This is a genomic window from Ruminococcus sp., assembly GCF_017549005.1.
Taxonomy (GTDB): domain Bacteria; phylum Bacillota; class Clostridia; order Oscillospirales; family Ruminococcaceae; genus Ruminococcus.
In genome coordinates this window covers 26,652-40,882 of the sequence record NZ_JAFYYT010000003.1, presented here as the reverse complement: position 1 = coordinate 40,882, position 14,231 = coordinate 26,652, and the positions used below count along the sequence as shown (strand labels likewise).

12 protein-coding genes are annotated in these 14,231 nt (G+C 48.9%); 8 read left to right on the top strand and 4 right to left on the bottom strand.

Going from position 1 to position 14,231, the window contains the following annotated elements:
* Positions 1-119 precede the first annotated feature (119 nt).
* From IKW96_RS01550 to IKW96_RS01535, 4 genes are read right to left on the bottom strand one after another with little or no spacing between them, the layout of a single operon-like run.
* Entirely contained in the window at positions 120-764 is a 645-nt protein-coding gene (locus IKW96_RS01550; protein WP_296569565.1) for a hypothetical protein, read from the bottom strand.
* A gap of 16 nt (positions 765-780) precedes the next feature.
* A complete protein-coding gene (locus IKW96_RS01545; protein ID WP_296569563.1) occupies positions 781-1,641 on the bottom strand; it encodes a phosphatidylserine decarboxylase in 861 nt (286 codons plus the stop codon).
* Between the two features lie 21 nt (positions 1,642-1,662).
* Entirely contained in the window at positions 1,663-2,892 is a 1,230-nt protein-coding gene (locus tag IKW96_RS01540; protein ID WP_296569561.1) for a 2-hydroxyacyl-CoA dehydratase, read from the bottom strand.
* A 16-nt stretch (positions 2,893-2,908) separates the two neighbouring features.
* The gene (locus IKW96_RS01535) at positions 2,909-5,839 is read right to left on the bottom strand and encodes an acyl-CoA dehydratase activase (RefSeq protein WP_296569558.1); all 2,931 of its coding nucleotides are present in this window, start codon (positions 5,837-5,839) and stop codon (positions 2,909-2,911) included.
* Positions 5,840-6,135: 296 nt separating this feature from the next.
* On the opposite strand from IKW96_RS01535, the gene IKW96_RS01530 reads away from it, so the two are divergent.
* From IKW96_RS01530 to IKW96_RS01495, 8 genes are all read left to right on the top strand, one after another.
* Entirely contained in the window at positions 6,136-6,606 is a 471-nt protein-coding gene (locus tag IKW96_RS01530; protein WP_296569555.1) for a sigma-70 family RNA polymerase sigma factor, read from the top strand.
* Positions 6,607-6,732: 126 nt separating this feature from the next.
* Positions 6,733-7,473, top strand: coding sequence for a zf-HC2 domain-containing protein (locus IKW96_RS01525; RefSeq protein WP_296569551.1), 741 nt, complete (start codon positions 6,733-6,735; stop codon positions 7,471-7,473).
* A gap of 141 nt (positions 7,474-7,614) precedes the next feature.
* Positions 7,615-8,388 carry an alpha/beta hydrolase gene (locus tag IKW96_RS01520; RefSeq protein ID WP_296569549.1) on the top strand — a complete coding sequence of 258 codons (774 nt, stop codon included), beginning with the start codon at positions 7,615-7,617 and terminating at the stop codon, positions 8,386-8,388.
* A gap of 79 nt (positions 8,389-8,467) precedes the next feature.
* Complete coding sequence (locus IKW96_RS01515; protein ID WP_296569546.1) at positions 8,468-10,102, top strand: UDP-N-acetylmuramoyl-tripeptide--D-alanyl-D-alanine ligase; 1,635 nt, start codon at positions 8,468-8,470, stop codon at positions 10,100-10,102.
* A 168-nt stretch (positions 10,103-10,270) separates the two neighbouring features.
* Positions 10,271-11,458 (top strand): D-alanine--D-alanine ligase family protein, encoded by a 1,188-nt coding sequence (locus tag IKW96_RS01510; protein WP_296569543.1) that lies wholly within the window; start codon positions 10,271-10,273, stop codon positions 11,456-11,458.
* A gap of 177 nt (positions 11,459-11,635) precedes the next feature.
* Complete coding sequence (locus tag IKW96_RS01505; RefSeq protein WP_296569540.1) at positions 11,636-12,355, top strand: hypothetical protein; 720 nt, start codon at positions 11,636-11,638, stop codon at positions 12,353-12,355.
* Positions 12,356-12,398: 43 nt separating this feature from the next.
* Positions 12,399-13,121: a sugar O-acetyltransferase gene (locus tag IKW96_RS01500; protein ID WP_296569538.1), complete on the top strand. Its 723-nt coding sequence runs from the start codon at positions 12,399-12,401 to the stop codon at positions 13,119-13,121.
* Between the two features lie 18 nt (positions 13,122-13,139).
* Positions 13,140-14,090 (top strand): LysR family transcriptional regulator, encoded by a 951-nt coding sequence (locus IKW96_RS01495; protein WP_296569536.1) that lies wholly within the window; start codon positions 13,140-13,142, stop codon positions 14,088-14,090.
* The last annotated feature ends 141 nt before the right edge of the window (positions 14,091-14,231 follow it).

The following is a 14,231-nucleotide window of genomic DNA, read 5'->3' as shown; positions in this document are numbered from 1 at the left end:
GTAATGCAAAATCACTTTACACATTATACTACACTTCCGACGATTTGTCAAGGGGTGATATGAAATTTATTTATGTTAAATAATCGGCAGGGGCGCCTGAACAGCGCCCCTCGGTCATTTTATTTGTTTTCGGCCTCTGATATGTCGGAATAGGTCAGCTTCAGGAAGTCCACTATGCCGTTCTCGTCAAAATCAACTATCAGGTAATGTCCCCTGACTACATCGTTCTGATCCTCGCCTTTCAAGATACCATAGGTATAAGTGTGCTTGAAAGGTATCTCCATCGTCTGCTCTTCGTCAGGCTTTCCAAGCAGCTTTTCCACGTCCGCGGCAGTTGACTCCGACGGCACGATACCGTAGATATCGCAGTCCTGTCTTGTTATGGAAATGCTGTATATCACACTTTCCTTTTCCTTGCCCGTATAGCAGTTCTCGAGAGAGACCGCCGCCATTTCACTGCCGTTGTATTTGAGCCTTGCGTAGCCGCTGCCTTCACTGAGACCATAGTCGTTCCTGTCGTAGAGCTCATATTTCCAGCCTTTATCAAGGTCTGAAAGCGGCAGAGGAAGGTCAAAATGCATACCCTTCATGTTGATATTGCTGCGGACTGCGTCAACATCGAAAACTCCGTCCTCAACGGTATACGGTTCTACTTTCGGCGGAAGCTCAACAGGGGTCTTGTCCCCGGACTCGCTGTCGCTGAGACAGCCTGCCGAAGCGCACATTATCGCACAGCAAAGAAGAAGCAAATATATCCTTTTCATATCATATCTCCTGATATCACGCTTTTTTTCCTATTTTTTCGCCGTATTTCACAACAGTTTCTATGCCCTCGGCGGAGTTCCTCAGTATGTCCTCATCGGGAACGATACTGCCCTTTTCAAACAGCAGAACTACCGTAGAGCCGCCGAACTCGAACCTGCCCTTTTCCTCGCCTCTGCGGAAAGAGCCCTCGCCATGCAGGTTCAGTATCCTGCCCACAAGCATAGCTCCCACCTCTGTCTGCACCACATCGCCGAAATTTTCGGTGTGGAGCACGGTATATTCGCGGCAGTTGCGCTTATATATGTTGTATTTCCCGAGAGCTATTGGGTTTACCGTATGGAGCTCTCCGCGGATATAGGTATTACCGCTCTTGACGCCGCTGTCGATGTAGCAGTAGCGGTGATAGTCGTCCACTTCGAGGCGGAATATACAGCAGTATCCGCCGCTGTAGCGCTTGGCGAGAAATTCGTTGTTAAGAAGGTCGGAAACGCGGTATCTCGAGCCCTTTATGCAGAAAAAGCTCCTGCTGCTTATCTTGTGCACGGTGAGCTTTGAATCGCAGGGGCTGATAAGGTGCCCGGGAGTGAAGTCCATAGGGCGCTTTCCGGGCTTTATCCTGCGCGTGAAGAAGTCGTTATACGAGCGGAATCCGCTCATGATATACTGCGAGGTGTCAATTCCGCTCTTTTTTATGAAAGGCTTTATGAGAGCCTTTGACGCAGGGGAGTCCATGAAGCAGCCTGCGGCTTTGGAAACAACGGGAGCTGTCAGCGTTTTCAGCAGCACTCTGCCCCAAACGCTTCCGTACAGTTTTTTCAGAAGCTTGTTCTGTTTTTCGTTTGATACTACGACCTGTCCTGTTCTTGTTTTTATCATATAAAGCTCCTTGTAGGAGGCTCAGAGCCTTGCATTTGCAAGCATGAGCTTTATGCGGTTTTCCTGATTTACTCTTGTTGCGCCGGGGTCATAGTCTATAGCGACTATATTCGCGTTGGGATTGTCCTGCTTGATAGCTCTTGACATACCCTTTGCAACGATATGATTGGGCAGACAGCCGAATGGCTGAGTGCAGATGATGTTCTCTACTCCCGACTTTGCAAGAGCTGCCATTTCCGCAGGTATGAGCCAGCCTTCGCCCATTACCACGCCCTGATTTATGTACTTGTCCGCAAGCTTTCTAAGGTGCTCGAAATCGTGAAGGGGCTCGAAGCTGCCCTGCTCCTTCATCACCTTTATGAGCTCCTTCTGCTTTGAGTATATGAGCTCATATCCTATTTTATTGAATATTGACTCCTTGGTGACGTGGTCGTATATCTTTGCGTCGTTGAAGGTACCTGCAGCGCAGTACATCACGAACTCAAGAAGCGAGGGCACAACAGGCTCGCAGCCCTCGGAGATGAGGAAGTCCTCAAGGTGATTGTTCGCAAGGGGAGAGTATTTAACGTATATCTCGCCCACTATGCCTACTCTTATCTTCTTTTCGCTGCTGAGGGGAATGGACGCGAAGTCGTTGAGTATGTCCCTGTAGACCTTCTTGGTCTTAAGGAACATCCTGCTGCCTTTCAGGAAGATATTGCAGAGTCTCCTGTGCCATTTGTCCAGCATTTTCTTTGAGTCGCCCTTGTTTATCTCATAGGCTCTGCACTTGTTATAGCAGGTCATGAGGAGGTCGCCGTAAAGCACGGCATAGAGCATTTGCAGGAACATGGGCGCTGTTATCTTAAAGGCGCTGTCCTTTTCAAGTCCGCTGAAATTAAGTGATACCACAGGTATCTGCGGATAGTTCTTTGCAACTGCCTTTCTCAGCAGATGTATGTAGTTTGAAGCTCGGCAGCCGCCTCCCGTCTGAGTTATCAGCAGGGCTGTCCTGTCGGGGTCGTACTTTCCGCTTTTCAGCGCGTCCATGAACTGTCCGATGACGAGCAGTGCAGGATAGCAGGCGTCATTGTGGACGTTTTTCAGTCCCTCGTCAACCACTGCACGGGAGTCGTTGCGGAGAAGCTCAAGCTTATAGCCCTTTGCTTCAAATATGGATATGAGCATTTTGAAGTGTATGGGCAGCATATCGGGAACGAGGATAGTATGGGTCTTTATCATATCCTCGGTAAATTTTGCATATTCGGGCACTTTTATCCCTCCGTATTTATTTCTGTTCCATAGCCGCAACAAGGCTCCTCAGTCTTATCCTTGCGGCTCCGAGGTTGTTTATCTCGTCTATTTTCAGCTGTGTATAGAGCTTTCCGCGACTCTCCAGTATATGTCTCACCTCGTCGCCCGTTACGGCGTCGATTCCGCAGCCGAACGATACAAGCTGTATGAGCTGCATATCGGGCTGAGTTGTGACGTACTTCGCAGCGCGGTAGAGACGGGAATGATATGTCCACTGGTTGAGGACTCCGAGCTTGGGAGTATCCGCAAGTCCTGCTATGCTGTCTTCGGTTATGACAGCCATTCCGAGGCTCGATACCAGCTTGTGTATGCCGTGGTTTATCTCCTTGTCGATGTGATAGGGACGGCCTGCGATAACGATTATCTTTCGTCCCTCGGCTCTTGCCTGGCTGATTATCTCCATAGCCTTGCGCGTAACGCTGTTATGGTAGGTCTCAAGGGCTTCGTAAGCCTTGTCCACAGCCGCAGGTATCTTTCCCTTGACATTGTACTTTTTCAGAGCCTGTCCCAGTACCTTTATGACGTTTTTCCTGATGTTGAGGTCAAGGTAGGGGTGTATGAAGTTGTCGTCATTAAGACGCGGATTGTTGGCTTTGAGAAGCTCGGGATAGTAGGCGACCACAGGGCAGTTGAAGTGGTTGTCGCTTCCGCCCTCGTCGAGGTTGTAGCTCATGCAGGGGTAGAATATGAAATCAACGCCCTTGTCGAGGAGGTTCTCGATGTGTCCGTGGGTGAGCTTTGCAGGGTAGCATACCGTATCCGAGGGGATCGTATGCTGTCCGAGATAGTACATATCACGGGAGCTCTCGTCGGAAATGACCGTTCTGAAGCCCAGCGTCGTGAACAGCATATGCCAGAACGGCAGCTGCTCATAGAAGCCGAGAGCAAGGGGAAGTCCCACAGTGCCGCGGTAACGCCTGGGCTGGTGGGTCTTCACAGTATTGAGTATGCTGTCGTATTTGAACTCGTAGAGATTGGGGACTGTGTTCTTGTTTGCGGAGCCGCTTCCCTTTTCGCAGCGGTTGCCCGATATGAAGCGCCTGCCCTGTCCGAAGCTGATGATGTTCAGCTGACAGTGAGCCGTACAGCCGCCGCAGTTTGCGGAACGGGAGGTGTATGTGAAGTTTTCCAGTTCCTCTGCGGAAATGAGCTTTGAAAGCTCGCCGTCTGCTCTCTCCTTTGCGTAGAGGGCGCAGCCGAAGGCTCCCATAAGTCCCGATATGGCAGGACGGATAACATTTCTGCCAAGCTCCTTCTCAAATGAGCGGAGTACCGCGTCATTGAGGAAGGTTCCGCCCTGTACTACGATATTCTTGCCCAGGTCGTCGGGAGAATTTGCACGTATGACTTTATAAATGGCGTTCTTGATGATAGACGAGGAAAGTCCTGCGGAAATATCCTCAACTGTAGCTCCGTCCTTCTGAGCCTGCTTTACCGAGCTGTTCATGAACACGGTGCAGCGTGAGCCGAGATCGACAGGGTGCTCCGCGAAAAGTCCGAGCCGCGAGAACTCCGCTATATCGTAGCCGAGAGCCATCGCAAAGGTCTGTATGAAAGAGCCGCAGCCCGATGAACAGGCTTCGTTCAGCATGATACTGTCTATGCTCTTGTTCTTTATCTTGAAACATTTTATGTCCTGTCCGCCGATGTCTATGATGAAATCAACGTCAGGGCAGAAGTAAGCCGCTGCCTTGAAGTGGGCAACTGTTTCGACTATGCCGTGGTCAACGGAAAGTCCGGCTTTTATGAGGTCCTCGCCGTAGCCGGTTACCGCCGAGCCCTTTATGGTGATGTCAGGGTTCATTTCGGCGTAGATACGCTTCAGCTGGTCGGCTATCTTGTCAAGGGGCTGACCCTGATTTGAGGAATAGTGATTGTAGAGCATACGGCCGTCCTCAGTGATGAGCACAAGCTTCGTGGTTGTGGAGCCTGCGTCTATTCCGAGGTACGCGTCGCCCTTGTATGTATGTATATCCGCATATTTCAGGTCGAACTTCCTGTGGCGGTCTATGAAGCCCTCGTATTCAGCCTGTGAGCAGAAAAGAGGGTCGCCCGTAACGATATTGTCGGAAGTCCTTGCGTTCTGTATCTTCTCGATTATATCCTCAATTGTGAAAGCGTCCTCGGCAGCAGCCGCATATATTGCACAGCCGTATGCCACGAATACAGAAGCTTCCTGCGGAAATACCGCGTGTTTCTCGTCAAGTCCGAGAGTCTTTACGAAAGCCTTTTTCAATCCGCTCAGGAAGAAAAGAGGTCCGCCGAGGAAAAGCACCTTTCCCTCGATAGTACGTCCCTGTGCAAGTCCCGAAACTGTCTGGTCAACTACAGCCTGGAAGATACTTGCGGCAACGTCCTCGCGTCTTGCGCCCTGATTGAGAAGGGGCTGTATATCGGATTTTGCAAAAACTCCGCAGCGTGAAGCTATTGGGTATATCTTCTGTGCATGGAGCGACAGCTCGTCAAGCTCGTCGGCTGTGATACCGAGAAGTGTTGCCATCTGGTCTATGAAAGCTCCCGTACCGCCTGCACAGGTGCCGTTCATACGCTGTTCCACGCCGCCTGTGAGGAATATTATCTTGGCGTCCTCGCCGCCCAGCTCTATGACCGCGTCAGCGTCGGGCTGCTTCTGCTTTACAGCAAGGAATGCCGCGTGTACTTCCTGTACAAAGGGTATGCCTGCGGAATTGGCAAGTCCGAGACCTGCCGAGCCTGTTATGCAGACCGCGAACTCCTCATCGGGATAGTCCGCCTGTATTATTTTGAGCTGGTCTGTGACGGTCTCCTTTACCTTTGAAAGGTGGCGCTGATACTTTGAATAGAGTATCTCTCCGTCAGTGTCGGTAATGACCGTTTTTACGGTGGTCGAGCCTACATCTATGCCGAGTGAATACTTGTTTGCCATTATGCACCTCAATAACAGAAGTAATTATGCAGCGGATACCGATCCGAAACCGCCGCCATCTTTTAATTATACCATTCTTTAATATAATTGTAAAGCGAATATTTTCGTTTGGTGTCAAAATGCGTTGAAATAGCTGAAAAATTATGATATAATAGCGTATATTCGGTATTTTTAAGTACTTATCAAGTATATCACGAAAGAACTGCAATGTCAATTTGAAATTTTTTTCTGTAATTTTGTAACGAAACGTGTAGTTCTGCAACTAATAAGTGAACGTTCGGAAAGGAGGCGGTGTCGTGTCGTCAGATATGGAGCAGTATTACAAGGAAAACGGCAGAAAGGTGTTCCTGTACCTTATGACCCTGTGCGGAAACGCCGATACCGCCGAGGAGCTCACTCAGGAGACCTTTTACCGCGCTCTGCGGTCTGTGAACAGGTTCAAGGGAGAAAGCTCCGTATATACGTGGCTGTGCAGCATTGCGCGGAAGGCATGGCTTGAGGAGCTCCGCAAGCGCAGAAAACACACAGGCGAGGAGATAAGCGAGCTCGTCGAGGACACTTCTCCCCGTCCCGATGAGGAGGCGGAAAGCTCCGACAGCAGGCTGCGGCTGCTGAAAAGGATCCACTCCCTGCCCGAGACCGAGAAGGAGATAGTGCTTCTCCGGGCCACACAGGAGCTGAGCTTCCGCGAGATAGGGGAGATATTCGGAAAGACCGAAAACTGGGCGCGAGTGACCTACTACCGCGCAAAGCAGAAACTAATGTAGGGGCGGCGTTCAGCCGCCCGCTAAGTTGAGAGTTGATGTATCGCCTTTCGGCGATAAAATTTAAATTAGTCTGCGAAGCAGACACCTTAACTCTACACTCTCAACTGCAAGGAATGGAGTGATCTTATGAAATGCAACATAATAAGAGACCTTTTGCCGCTGTATTGCGACAAACTTACCTCTCAGGACAGCAACGAGGAGATAGAAAAGCACCTCCATGAGTGCGAGGAGTGCAATGCCGTCTATGAGAGCATGAACAAAAAGGAAGATGATATAAAAGTCCCCGACAAGGACGTAAAACCGCTGAAAAAAGCTAAAAAGCGCATCACGCTCAGGGCGTTTGCCATATTTTTCGGAACATTGGCGGTGCTTGCTGCTGCTTTTGTTTTCCTGTTCGTGGGAGTTATACCTATAAAATCGGATAAGCTACATTATACCGTTAAAGCATATGAATTAAAATCATACTGCGTCAAAAGTGAAAAAACCGACGAAGACGGTCAATATCTCACGGAGTATCGTTCCGAATTCAACGATAATTTCTATCCTATCCCCGAAGGCGTAAAGGTTAAGACGGAACACATGATAGATTTTGAATTTGAGGGCGATTGCAGCTGCACCAACGAGCGCACAGACACAAAACATAAATATATCGTCAATGACGAGGGCGTAGAAGACGTAACAAGCCACTATCATATCTGGATATACCCCGTTGTAAAGCTCCCCTTTGACGACCGCGGCAAGTACCCGAATCAGTACTCGTGGGGCACAAATGACGTAAAAGAAGGCACTACACTCACTATCCACTACCGCGACAAGACCGAAACTATCGACCTCTGGGAGCTTTATCAGAAAACTGTCGAAAAATAACATCTTTCGGACGGCAATTGCCGTCCGATTTTTTTGTTGACAATAAATTCCGTAAGTGATATAATGAATTATATATGTATATTTGCGGCTGTATGCCGTATATGATATATAACACAAAATAAATATGCGGAGATAATTGAGTTGGTAAAAACAGTAAACGGTTTGAAGATAAACTACGAGGAAAAGGGCGAGGGCGACCTTATCGTCCTGCTCCACGGCTGGGGCAGCAATATCACCCTTTTCGCCAATATGATGGAGCTCCTCTCCAAGAAGTACAAGGTCGTAGCTATGGATATGCCCGGCTTCGGCAAGAGCGACGAGCCTAAGGAAGTATGGAACGTCAGCTCCTATGTGCAGTTCGTCATCGACTTCCTCAAGGACTACGATACAAAAGAGGTCATGTTCCTGGGACACAGCTTCGGCGGACGTGTCATCATAAAAATGCACAGCCGCAACGACCTGCCATTCAGGGTGACAAAGGTCATTCTCGTGGACAGCGCAGGCATAATGCCGCCAAAGTCCAACAAGAAAACATGGCGCACACGCTACTACAAAATCGGCAAGACCGTCCTTTCGTGGGGCATAGTAAAAAAGCTCTTCCCCGACGCACTGGAGAACTTCCGCAAGAAAATGGGAAGTGCGGACTACGCCGCGGCTTCGCCTATGATGAGACAGGTCATGGTAAAAGTGGTAAACGAGGATCTGGAGCCGTATCTGCCTAATATCAAGGCTCCTACCCTGCTTGTATGGGGCGTGAACGATACTGCAACACCTCTCTCCGACGGTGAGAAAATGGAGAAGCTCATCCCCGACGCAGGCCTTGTAAAGCTTGAAAACGCAGGACATTATTCCTTCCTGGAGCAGCAGTTCACCTTTAACCGCGTAATGTGCAGCTTTATGAAAATAAGTGATTAGTTTTTAATCAATGAGCAAAGCGAACACCTAAACTAATCACTAACCACTAATCACTAATAACTCTTTAAGGAGATTAAGTATGAATTTGGTTTTATGGATAATATATGCGGTCATTGCGCTGACGGCGACGGTCTTTCTCGGGCTGAGGGAGTTCCATATGCTCCAGCTCAACGGCTACAAGACTCCCGAGCATTCACGCTGGATGAAAAAGAACAGAAAGCGGTATATACTGCCTGCGGTGCTGTTCATAGCGCAGTTCCTGCTCATTCCTCTTCAAAACCATGACGGTCCTGCCATTGCTCTGCTGATAGCGCTCTGCTTTTTCAATGCAGTTATCGCTCTTCTCAACAAGCCCGGCAGGAAGTTCAAGAAACCGCTTGTCTATACAGCCCGTATGAAGCGCATGATGATAACCTTCGGCATACTCGCTGCGGTATTCTATGTGCTTGCAATTATCAACGGAAAGACGTTAGTACAGGTAGACACTGTCAGCGGCGGCTACGAGGAAACACGCTGGTTCATAAATGCTCTGCCGTATATTTTCGCAGGCTCTGCACTGTACCTCACACCCATTCTCGTCCCACTTTCCAACCTTATCAACAAACCCGTGGAAAAGGCGGTACAGAACTGGTACATCAACGACGCAAAGCGCATACTTTCCGAGTGCCCCACGCTTCATAAGGTGGGTATAACGGGAAGCTACGGCAAGACCAGCATGAAGTTCTACCTTGACGAGCTTCTCAATTCTCAGTACAACACGCTGAAAACTCCCGAGAGCTTCAATACGCCTATGGGAGTTACCATAACCATACGCCGCGACCTGAAACCCACACACGAGTACTTCATCTGCGAAATGGGCGCGAGACGTGTCCATGAGATAAAGGAGCTCTGCGGCATTGCAGACCCCCACGACGGTATCATAACATCGGTAGGTCCTCAGCATCTGGAGACCTTCGGATCTATCGAGAATGTGGTCAATACCAAGTTCGAGCTTGCCGACCATGTAAAGGCTAAGGGCGGCAAGATATACCTCAACGGCGACAACGAGCTTATACGAAAGAAAGCTCACGAGTACCCGAATGCGGTGCTTTACGGACTTCAGGAGGGCAACCACTACCGCGCAACTGATATTTCCGTTTCCGACAGAGGCACGGAGTTCACGGTAACAGCTCCCGGCGGCGAGACACAGCGCTTTTCAATGAAGCTCCTCGGCGAGCACAATGTACAGAACGTCCTCGGGGCTATCGCTTATGCTCACGGTACGGGAATAGCTCTTGACAAGCTTACCCTCCCCGTCAAGCGTATCGCCGCAGTTCCCCACAGACTGCAGCTCCTTGACAAGGGCGGCAATATGACATTTATAGACGACGCATACAACTCAAATCCAAACGGCTGCCGTGCAGCTCTCAGCGTTCTCGGACTTTTCGACGCCTGCCGCATACTTGTTACACCCGGTATGGTAGAACTTGGCGAAAAACAGAAAGAGCTCAATTTCGAGTTCGGTCAGGAGGCTGCAAAGGCCTGCGACCATATAGTGCTCGTCGGCAAAAACCAGACAGTTCCCATATACAACGGTATCAAGGACGCAGGCTACGATATGGACAACGTTTTCGTTGCGGACAGTCTCAACGAGGCTCTCGCCCACGTAAACGCATATCAGACAGACAGGAAGAAGATAGTTCTTCTTGAAAACGATCTGCCCGATAACTATTGATAAATGCGTAACTATTGTGTCCGCCTGCGCGGATAAATTATGAATGACACACTGTAGGGGACGCCGCCCTCGGCGTCCCGCGAAACACCTTATATAACCAACGGGAGCCCGAGGGCGGGCTCCACTACAAGCTAAGGGCTAAGGGCTCAAACAAAAGGAGTAATTACAATGAAGATAAATCTGGCAGTTCTTTTCGGCGGAAGAAGCGTCGAGCACGAGGTATCAGTCATCTCGGCAGTTCAGGCTATGGCAAGCATCAACAAGGAAAAATACAACATTATCCCCGTTTATATGACCAAAAAGAGCGAATTTTTCACAAGCGAAAAAATGCTGGATATCAACAGCTTCAAGGACATTCCTGCTCTGCTCAGTGAATCAACAGAGTGCGTATTTGTCCGCAGTACAGAGGGCAAGGTACAGCTTCAGAGCCTGAAAAAGAAGATGTTCGGCTCCAATGTCATCTCCGACATCGACGTTGCATTCCCTATCGTTCACGGCACAAATGTTGAGGACGGCGCTCTGCAGGGCTATTTACAGACTCTCGACCTGCCCTATGTGGGCTGCGACGTACTGGCTTCGGCTATAGGCATGGATAAGTTCGTAATGAAGATACTCCTCAAGGACGCAGGTTTCCCTGTGCTTGACTGCTGCCGCTTCTCCTCATACGAGATAAACGAAATGGACAGAATGGTGGAGGAAGTCGAGAAGAAGTTCGGCTATCCCGTCATTGTAAAGCCCATAAACCTCGGCTCCAGCGTAGGTATCTCAAAGGGCAAGGACAGAGACAGCCTTATAAAGTCTATCGAAGAAGCTTTCGAGTTCGCTGACCGTATCCTCATCGAGCCCTGCGTTGTACAGCTGAAGGAGATAAACTGCTCAGTTGTGGGCGACAGCGAGTCCGCAGAGGCTTCCGTATGCGAGGAGCCCGTACAGGCAAGCGGCGACGATATCCTCAGTTACGACCAGAAGTACGTAGGCGGCGGCAAGGGCGGCAGCAAGGGCATGGCTACCCTCAAGAGAAAGATACCTGCCGAGATAACTCCCGAGCAGGACGAGTTCATCAGAAGGACTGCCATTGACGCATTCCGCTATCTCGGCCTCAACGGCGTTACACGTATCGACTTCATGATAGATATGGCCACAGACAAGGTCTATATCAACGAGATAAACACTATCCCCGGCTCTCTCGCATTCTACCTCTGGGAGCCAAAGGGCGTCAAGTACCCCGAGCTTCTCGAGAGACTTATACAGCTTGCTCTCAAGCGGTACAGACAGGGCGAGAAGATAAGCTATACCTTTGATACCAATATTCTCTCTATGGGAGGCAGCTTCGGCTCAAAGGGAAGCAAGCGCTGATAAATAATGAGGAAACTCAATATACTTCCTTTGGCGGAAAAGGTCAGCATATCCGGAGCAAATGAGCCTGTTTATACAAAAAAAGGATTCGGCATAAATATTCCGGACAAAGTTTTTTTAATAATGTTCATCGCAACGTGTATAACTCTGTTTATATATCCTTTTGCCGTGTTTTTCATGCTTGGCGGCGTATGTTTTCTTTACGGCATAAATAAAGCTAAGACGCCCCCCACACTTAGAAGAACTACAGTCATTCTGCCCTCAGGCAGCATACAGGAGGCAGAAGATGAAGCAGAGGACCTCGCACGTACAGAAGTAGTGCACAAGGACATCAGAAAGCATGAAAGCACTTTCTATAATAATCTGCGTTTCTTTTTTGTCGGAGCATTTCTGATATTTATAGCTGTGGGTTTCATTAAATATCAAAACAGCGACACTTTCGACAGAGAATATACCGATACATTTGTGAAGTGCTTTGATATTGCTCTGGCAGCTGTGACCGCAGGCAGAGGAATATTCCTTTTTACCGAAGCCAGAGCAATATCAGACAGGAAAAAGACCTGTACCGTCAATGTTGGGGCAACGCATACGGGAAACACCGTAAACAACGATGTCAAGTCAATATATGCAACCAAACCACCGTTTGTCAAGCCTATTTTTACCTACTCCTATAATGATGTCACTTATCGTCTGACAGATCACATGAATATGTACAGAGATGAAGGCGATATAGAATTATTCATTGATCCGGATGCTCCCGAACGCTATTATTCAATGAAACTTTTCTGCTATAACAAGGAAGATATACGTCAGTATTTTTTCAATACCTTTTTTATAGCTGCCTTTACATTCGTTTTATGGGTCCCATATCTTATAACATGGATCAGCGGTTTATAAGGATAATAAAAATATACCATATCAAAATCAAGGAGGGTTTAAAATGACCGAAAAGGAAAAACAGCAGGCAGGAGAGCTCTACGACGCAAGCGACAGAGAGCTCTTCACAGACAGAGTCAAGGCAAGAAAGCTCTGCGGAGAGTTCAATAATCTTGAATACAACGACTTTCAGAAGAAAGAAAGAGTCATCGACAGGATAGTTGCGCTTAAAGGCGACGATGTTTCCGTGGAAGCAGGATTTCTCTGCAATTACGGCTACAATATCGTTATCGGAAACAACTTCCACGCAGACGTCAACTGCGTAATGATAGACAACGGAGAAATAACCTTCGGGGACAACGTTTATGTCGGTCCCAACTGCTGCTTCTGTACGGCTGAACGCCCTCTTGAAGCAGTCGTGAGGAACACGGGCGTGGAATACGCAAAGCCTATAAAGGTGGGCAGCAATGTCTGCTTCGGCAGCAATGTGACCGTTGCGGCAGGAGTAACTATAGGCGATAACGTTGTGATAACCACGGGCAGCGTTGTGACAAAGGATATCCCCTCTGACTGCATAGCTTCGGGAAATCCCTGCCTGCCAACAAAGGTGACCGAAAGAAGCGCAGCTCCCGAAGCTCCGAAAGCAGCAGAGGCAAAGCCTGCGGAAGCACCTGCTGCAAAAGCTCCCGAGCCTGCGGCAGAAAAGCCCAGAACAAGACATCTCGAGGTACGCCGAGTAGACACTCCGCCACATAACAACGGCGGAACTCCCGACAGACGACGTTGACACAAGGAGGACTGGACCATGAACACACTTCACTTCAAATATGCTGTTGAGATCGAAAAAACACGCTCTATAACACAGGCTGCCGAAAATCTCTACATGGCTCAGCCCAATCTGAGCAAGGCTATAAAGGAACTGGAAAATACCCTCGGTATCACTATTTTCAGACGTACTTCAAAGGGCGTTATCCCTACGGATCAGGGTCTCAAATTCCTCGATTATGCCAAGCAGATACTCATTCAGATAGACAATATGGAGGCGATACACTCACCTGACAAGCCGAAAAACAGCCGTCTCCGCATATCCGTGCCAAGAACTGGCTATATTTCCAAGGCTTTCTCGGAGTACATCGCAGGTCTGAACGCTCCCGAGGATATGGAGATATTCTTCTGCGAGACCAATTCTCTCAGAACTATCGAAAATGTCCGTGAAAACGGCTACGATTTCGGAGTTATCCGCTTCAATGCCGCTCATGAGAAGTATTTCACCGACTTCCTTGCTGAAAAGAATCTGGACAGCAAGCTCCTGTGGGAGTTCGAGATGCTGGCGGTAATGTCCTCAGAGCACCCTGCCGCAAATGCCGAGACCATAACCTATTCCGACCTTTCGTGCAGCTATACGGAGCTCGGACAGGGCGACGACGCTGTTCCCTATGTTTCGGGAGCCGTTGAGAAGCTCTATGCCTCAAACCGTCCTGCGGACGTGCCCGTGAGAAAGGTTTGTATGTACGACCGCGGAAGCGCTCTCGACTTCCTGCTGACTGTGCCTCAGGCTTTCATGCTGGACTCTCCCATGCCTGCAAGTCTCTGCGGAAAATACGGTCTTGTGCAGCGCAAGTGCGCTTTCCCCGACAATAACTTCAAGGATATGCTCATATACGCCTCGGGACATAAGCTCTCGGACAATGAACTGAAGCTCGTGAACCGTCTTTACGAAGTAAGGAACGAGAGCGCCTTTGCCGAATACAAGTAAGTTTTCATATGTGATAACATATGTGTATATTCCGATATTGAATAGCAGATGTATATTTTTTACAGCTTATTTAACTATATCGCCGCAAGGTGATATGATAGCTGCTCACTGAGCGCTATTATCTGTTCACTTAGAAAAGCC

Coding starts and splice junctions, on each gene's coding strand:
- IKW96_RS01550 (WP_296569565.1), bottom strand. CDS start 764: ATGAAAAGGATATATTTGCTTCTTCTTTGCTGTGCGATAATGTGCGCT.
- IKW96_RS01545 (WP_296569563.1), bottom strand. CDS start 1,641: ATGATAAAAACAAGAACAGGACAGGTCGTAGTATCAAACGAAAAACAG.
- IKW96_RS01535 (WP_296569558.1), bottom strand. CDS start 5,839: ATGGCAAACAAGTATTCACTCGGCATAGATGTAGGCTCGACCACCGTA.
- IKW96_RS01525 (WP_296569551.1), top strand. CDS start 6,733: ATGAAATGCAACATAATAAGAGACCTTTTGCCGCTGTATTGCGACAAA.
- IKW96_RS01515 (WP_296569546.1), top strand. CDS start 8,468: ATGAATTTGGTTTTATGGATAATATATGCGGTCATTGCGCTGACGGCG.
- IKW96_RS01510 (WP_296569543.1), top strand. CDS start 10,271: ATGAAGATAAATCTGGCAGTTCTTTTCGGCGGAAGAAGCGTCGAGCAC.
- IKW96_RS01505 (WP_296569540.1), top strand. CDS start 11,636: ATGCTTGGCGGCGTATGTTTTCTTTACGGCATAAATAAAGCTAAGACG.
- IKW96_RS01500 (WP_296569538.1), top strand. CDS start 12,399: ATGACCGAAAAGGAAAAACAGCAGGCAGGAGAGCTCTACGACGCAAGC.
- IKW96_RS01495 (WP_296569536.1), top strand. CDS start 13,140: ATGAACACACTTCACTTCAAATATGCTGTTGAGATCGAAAAAACACGC.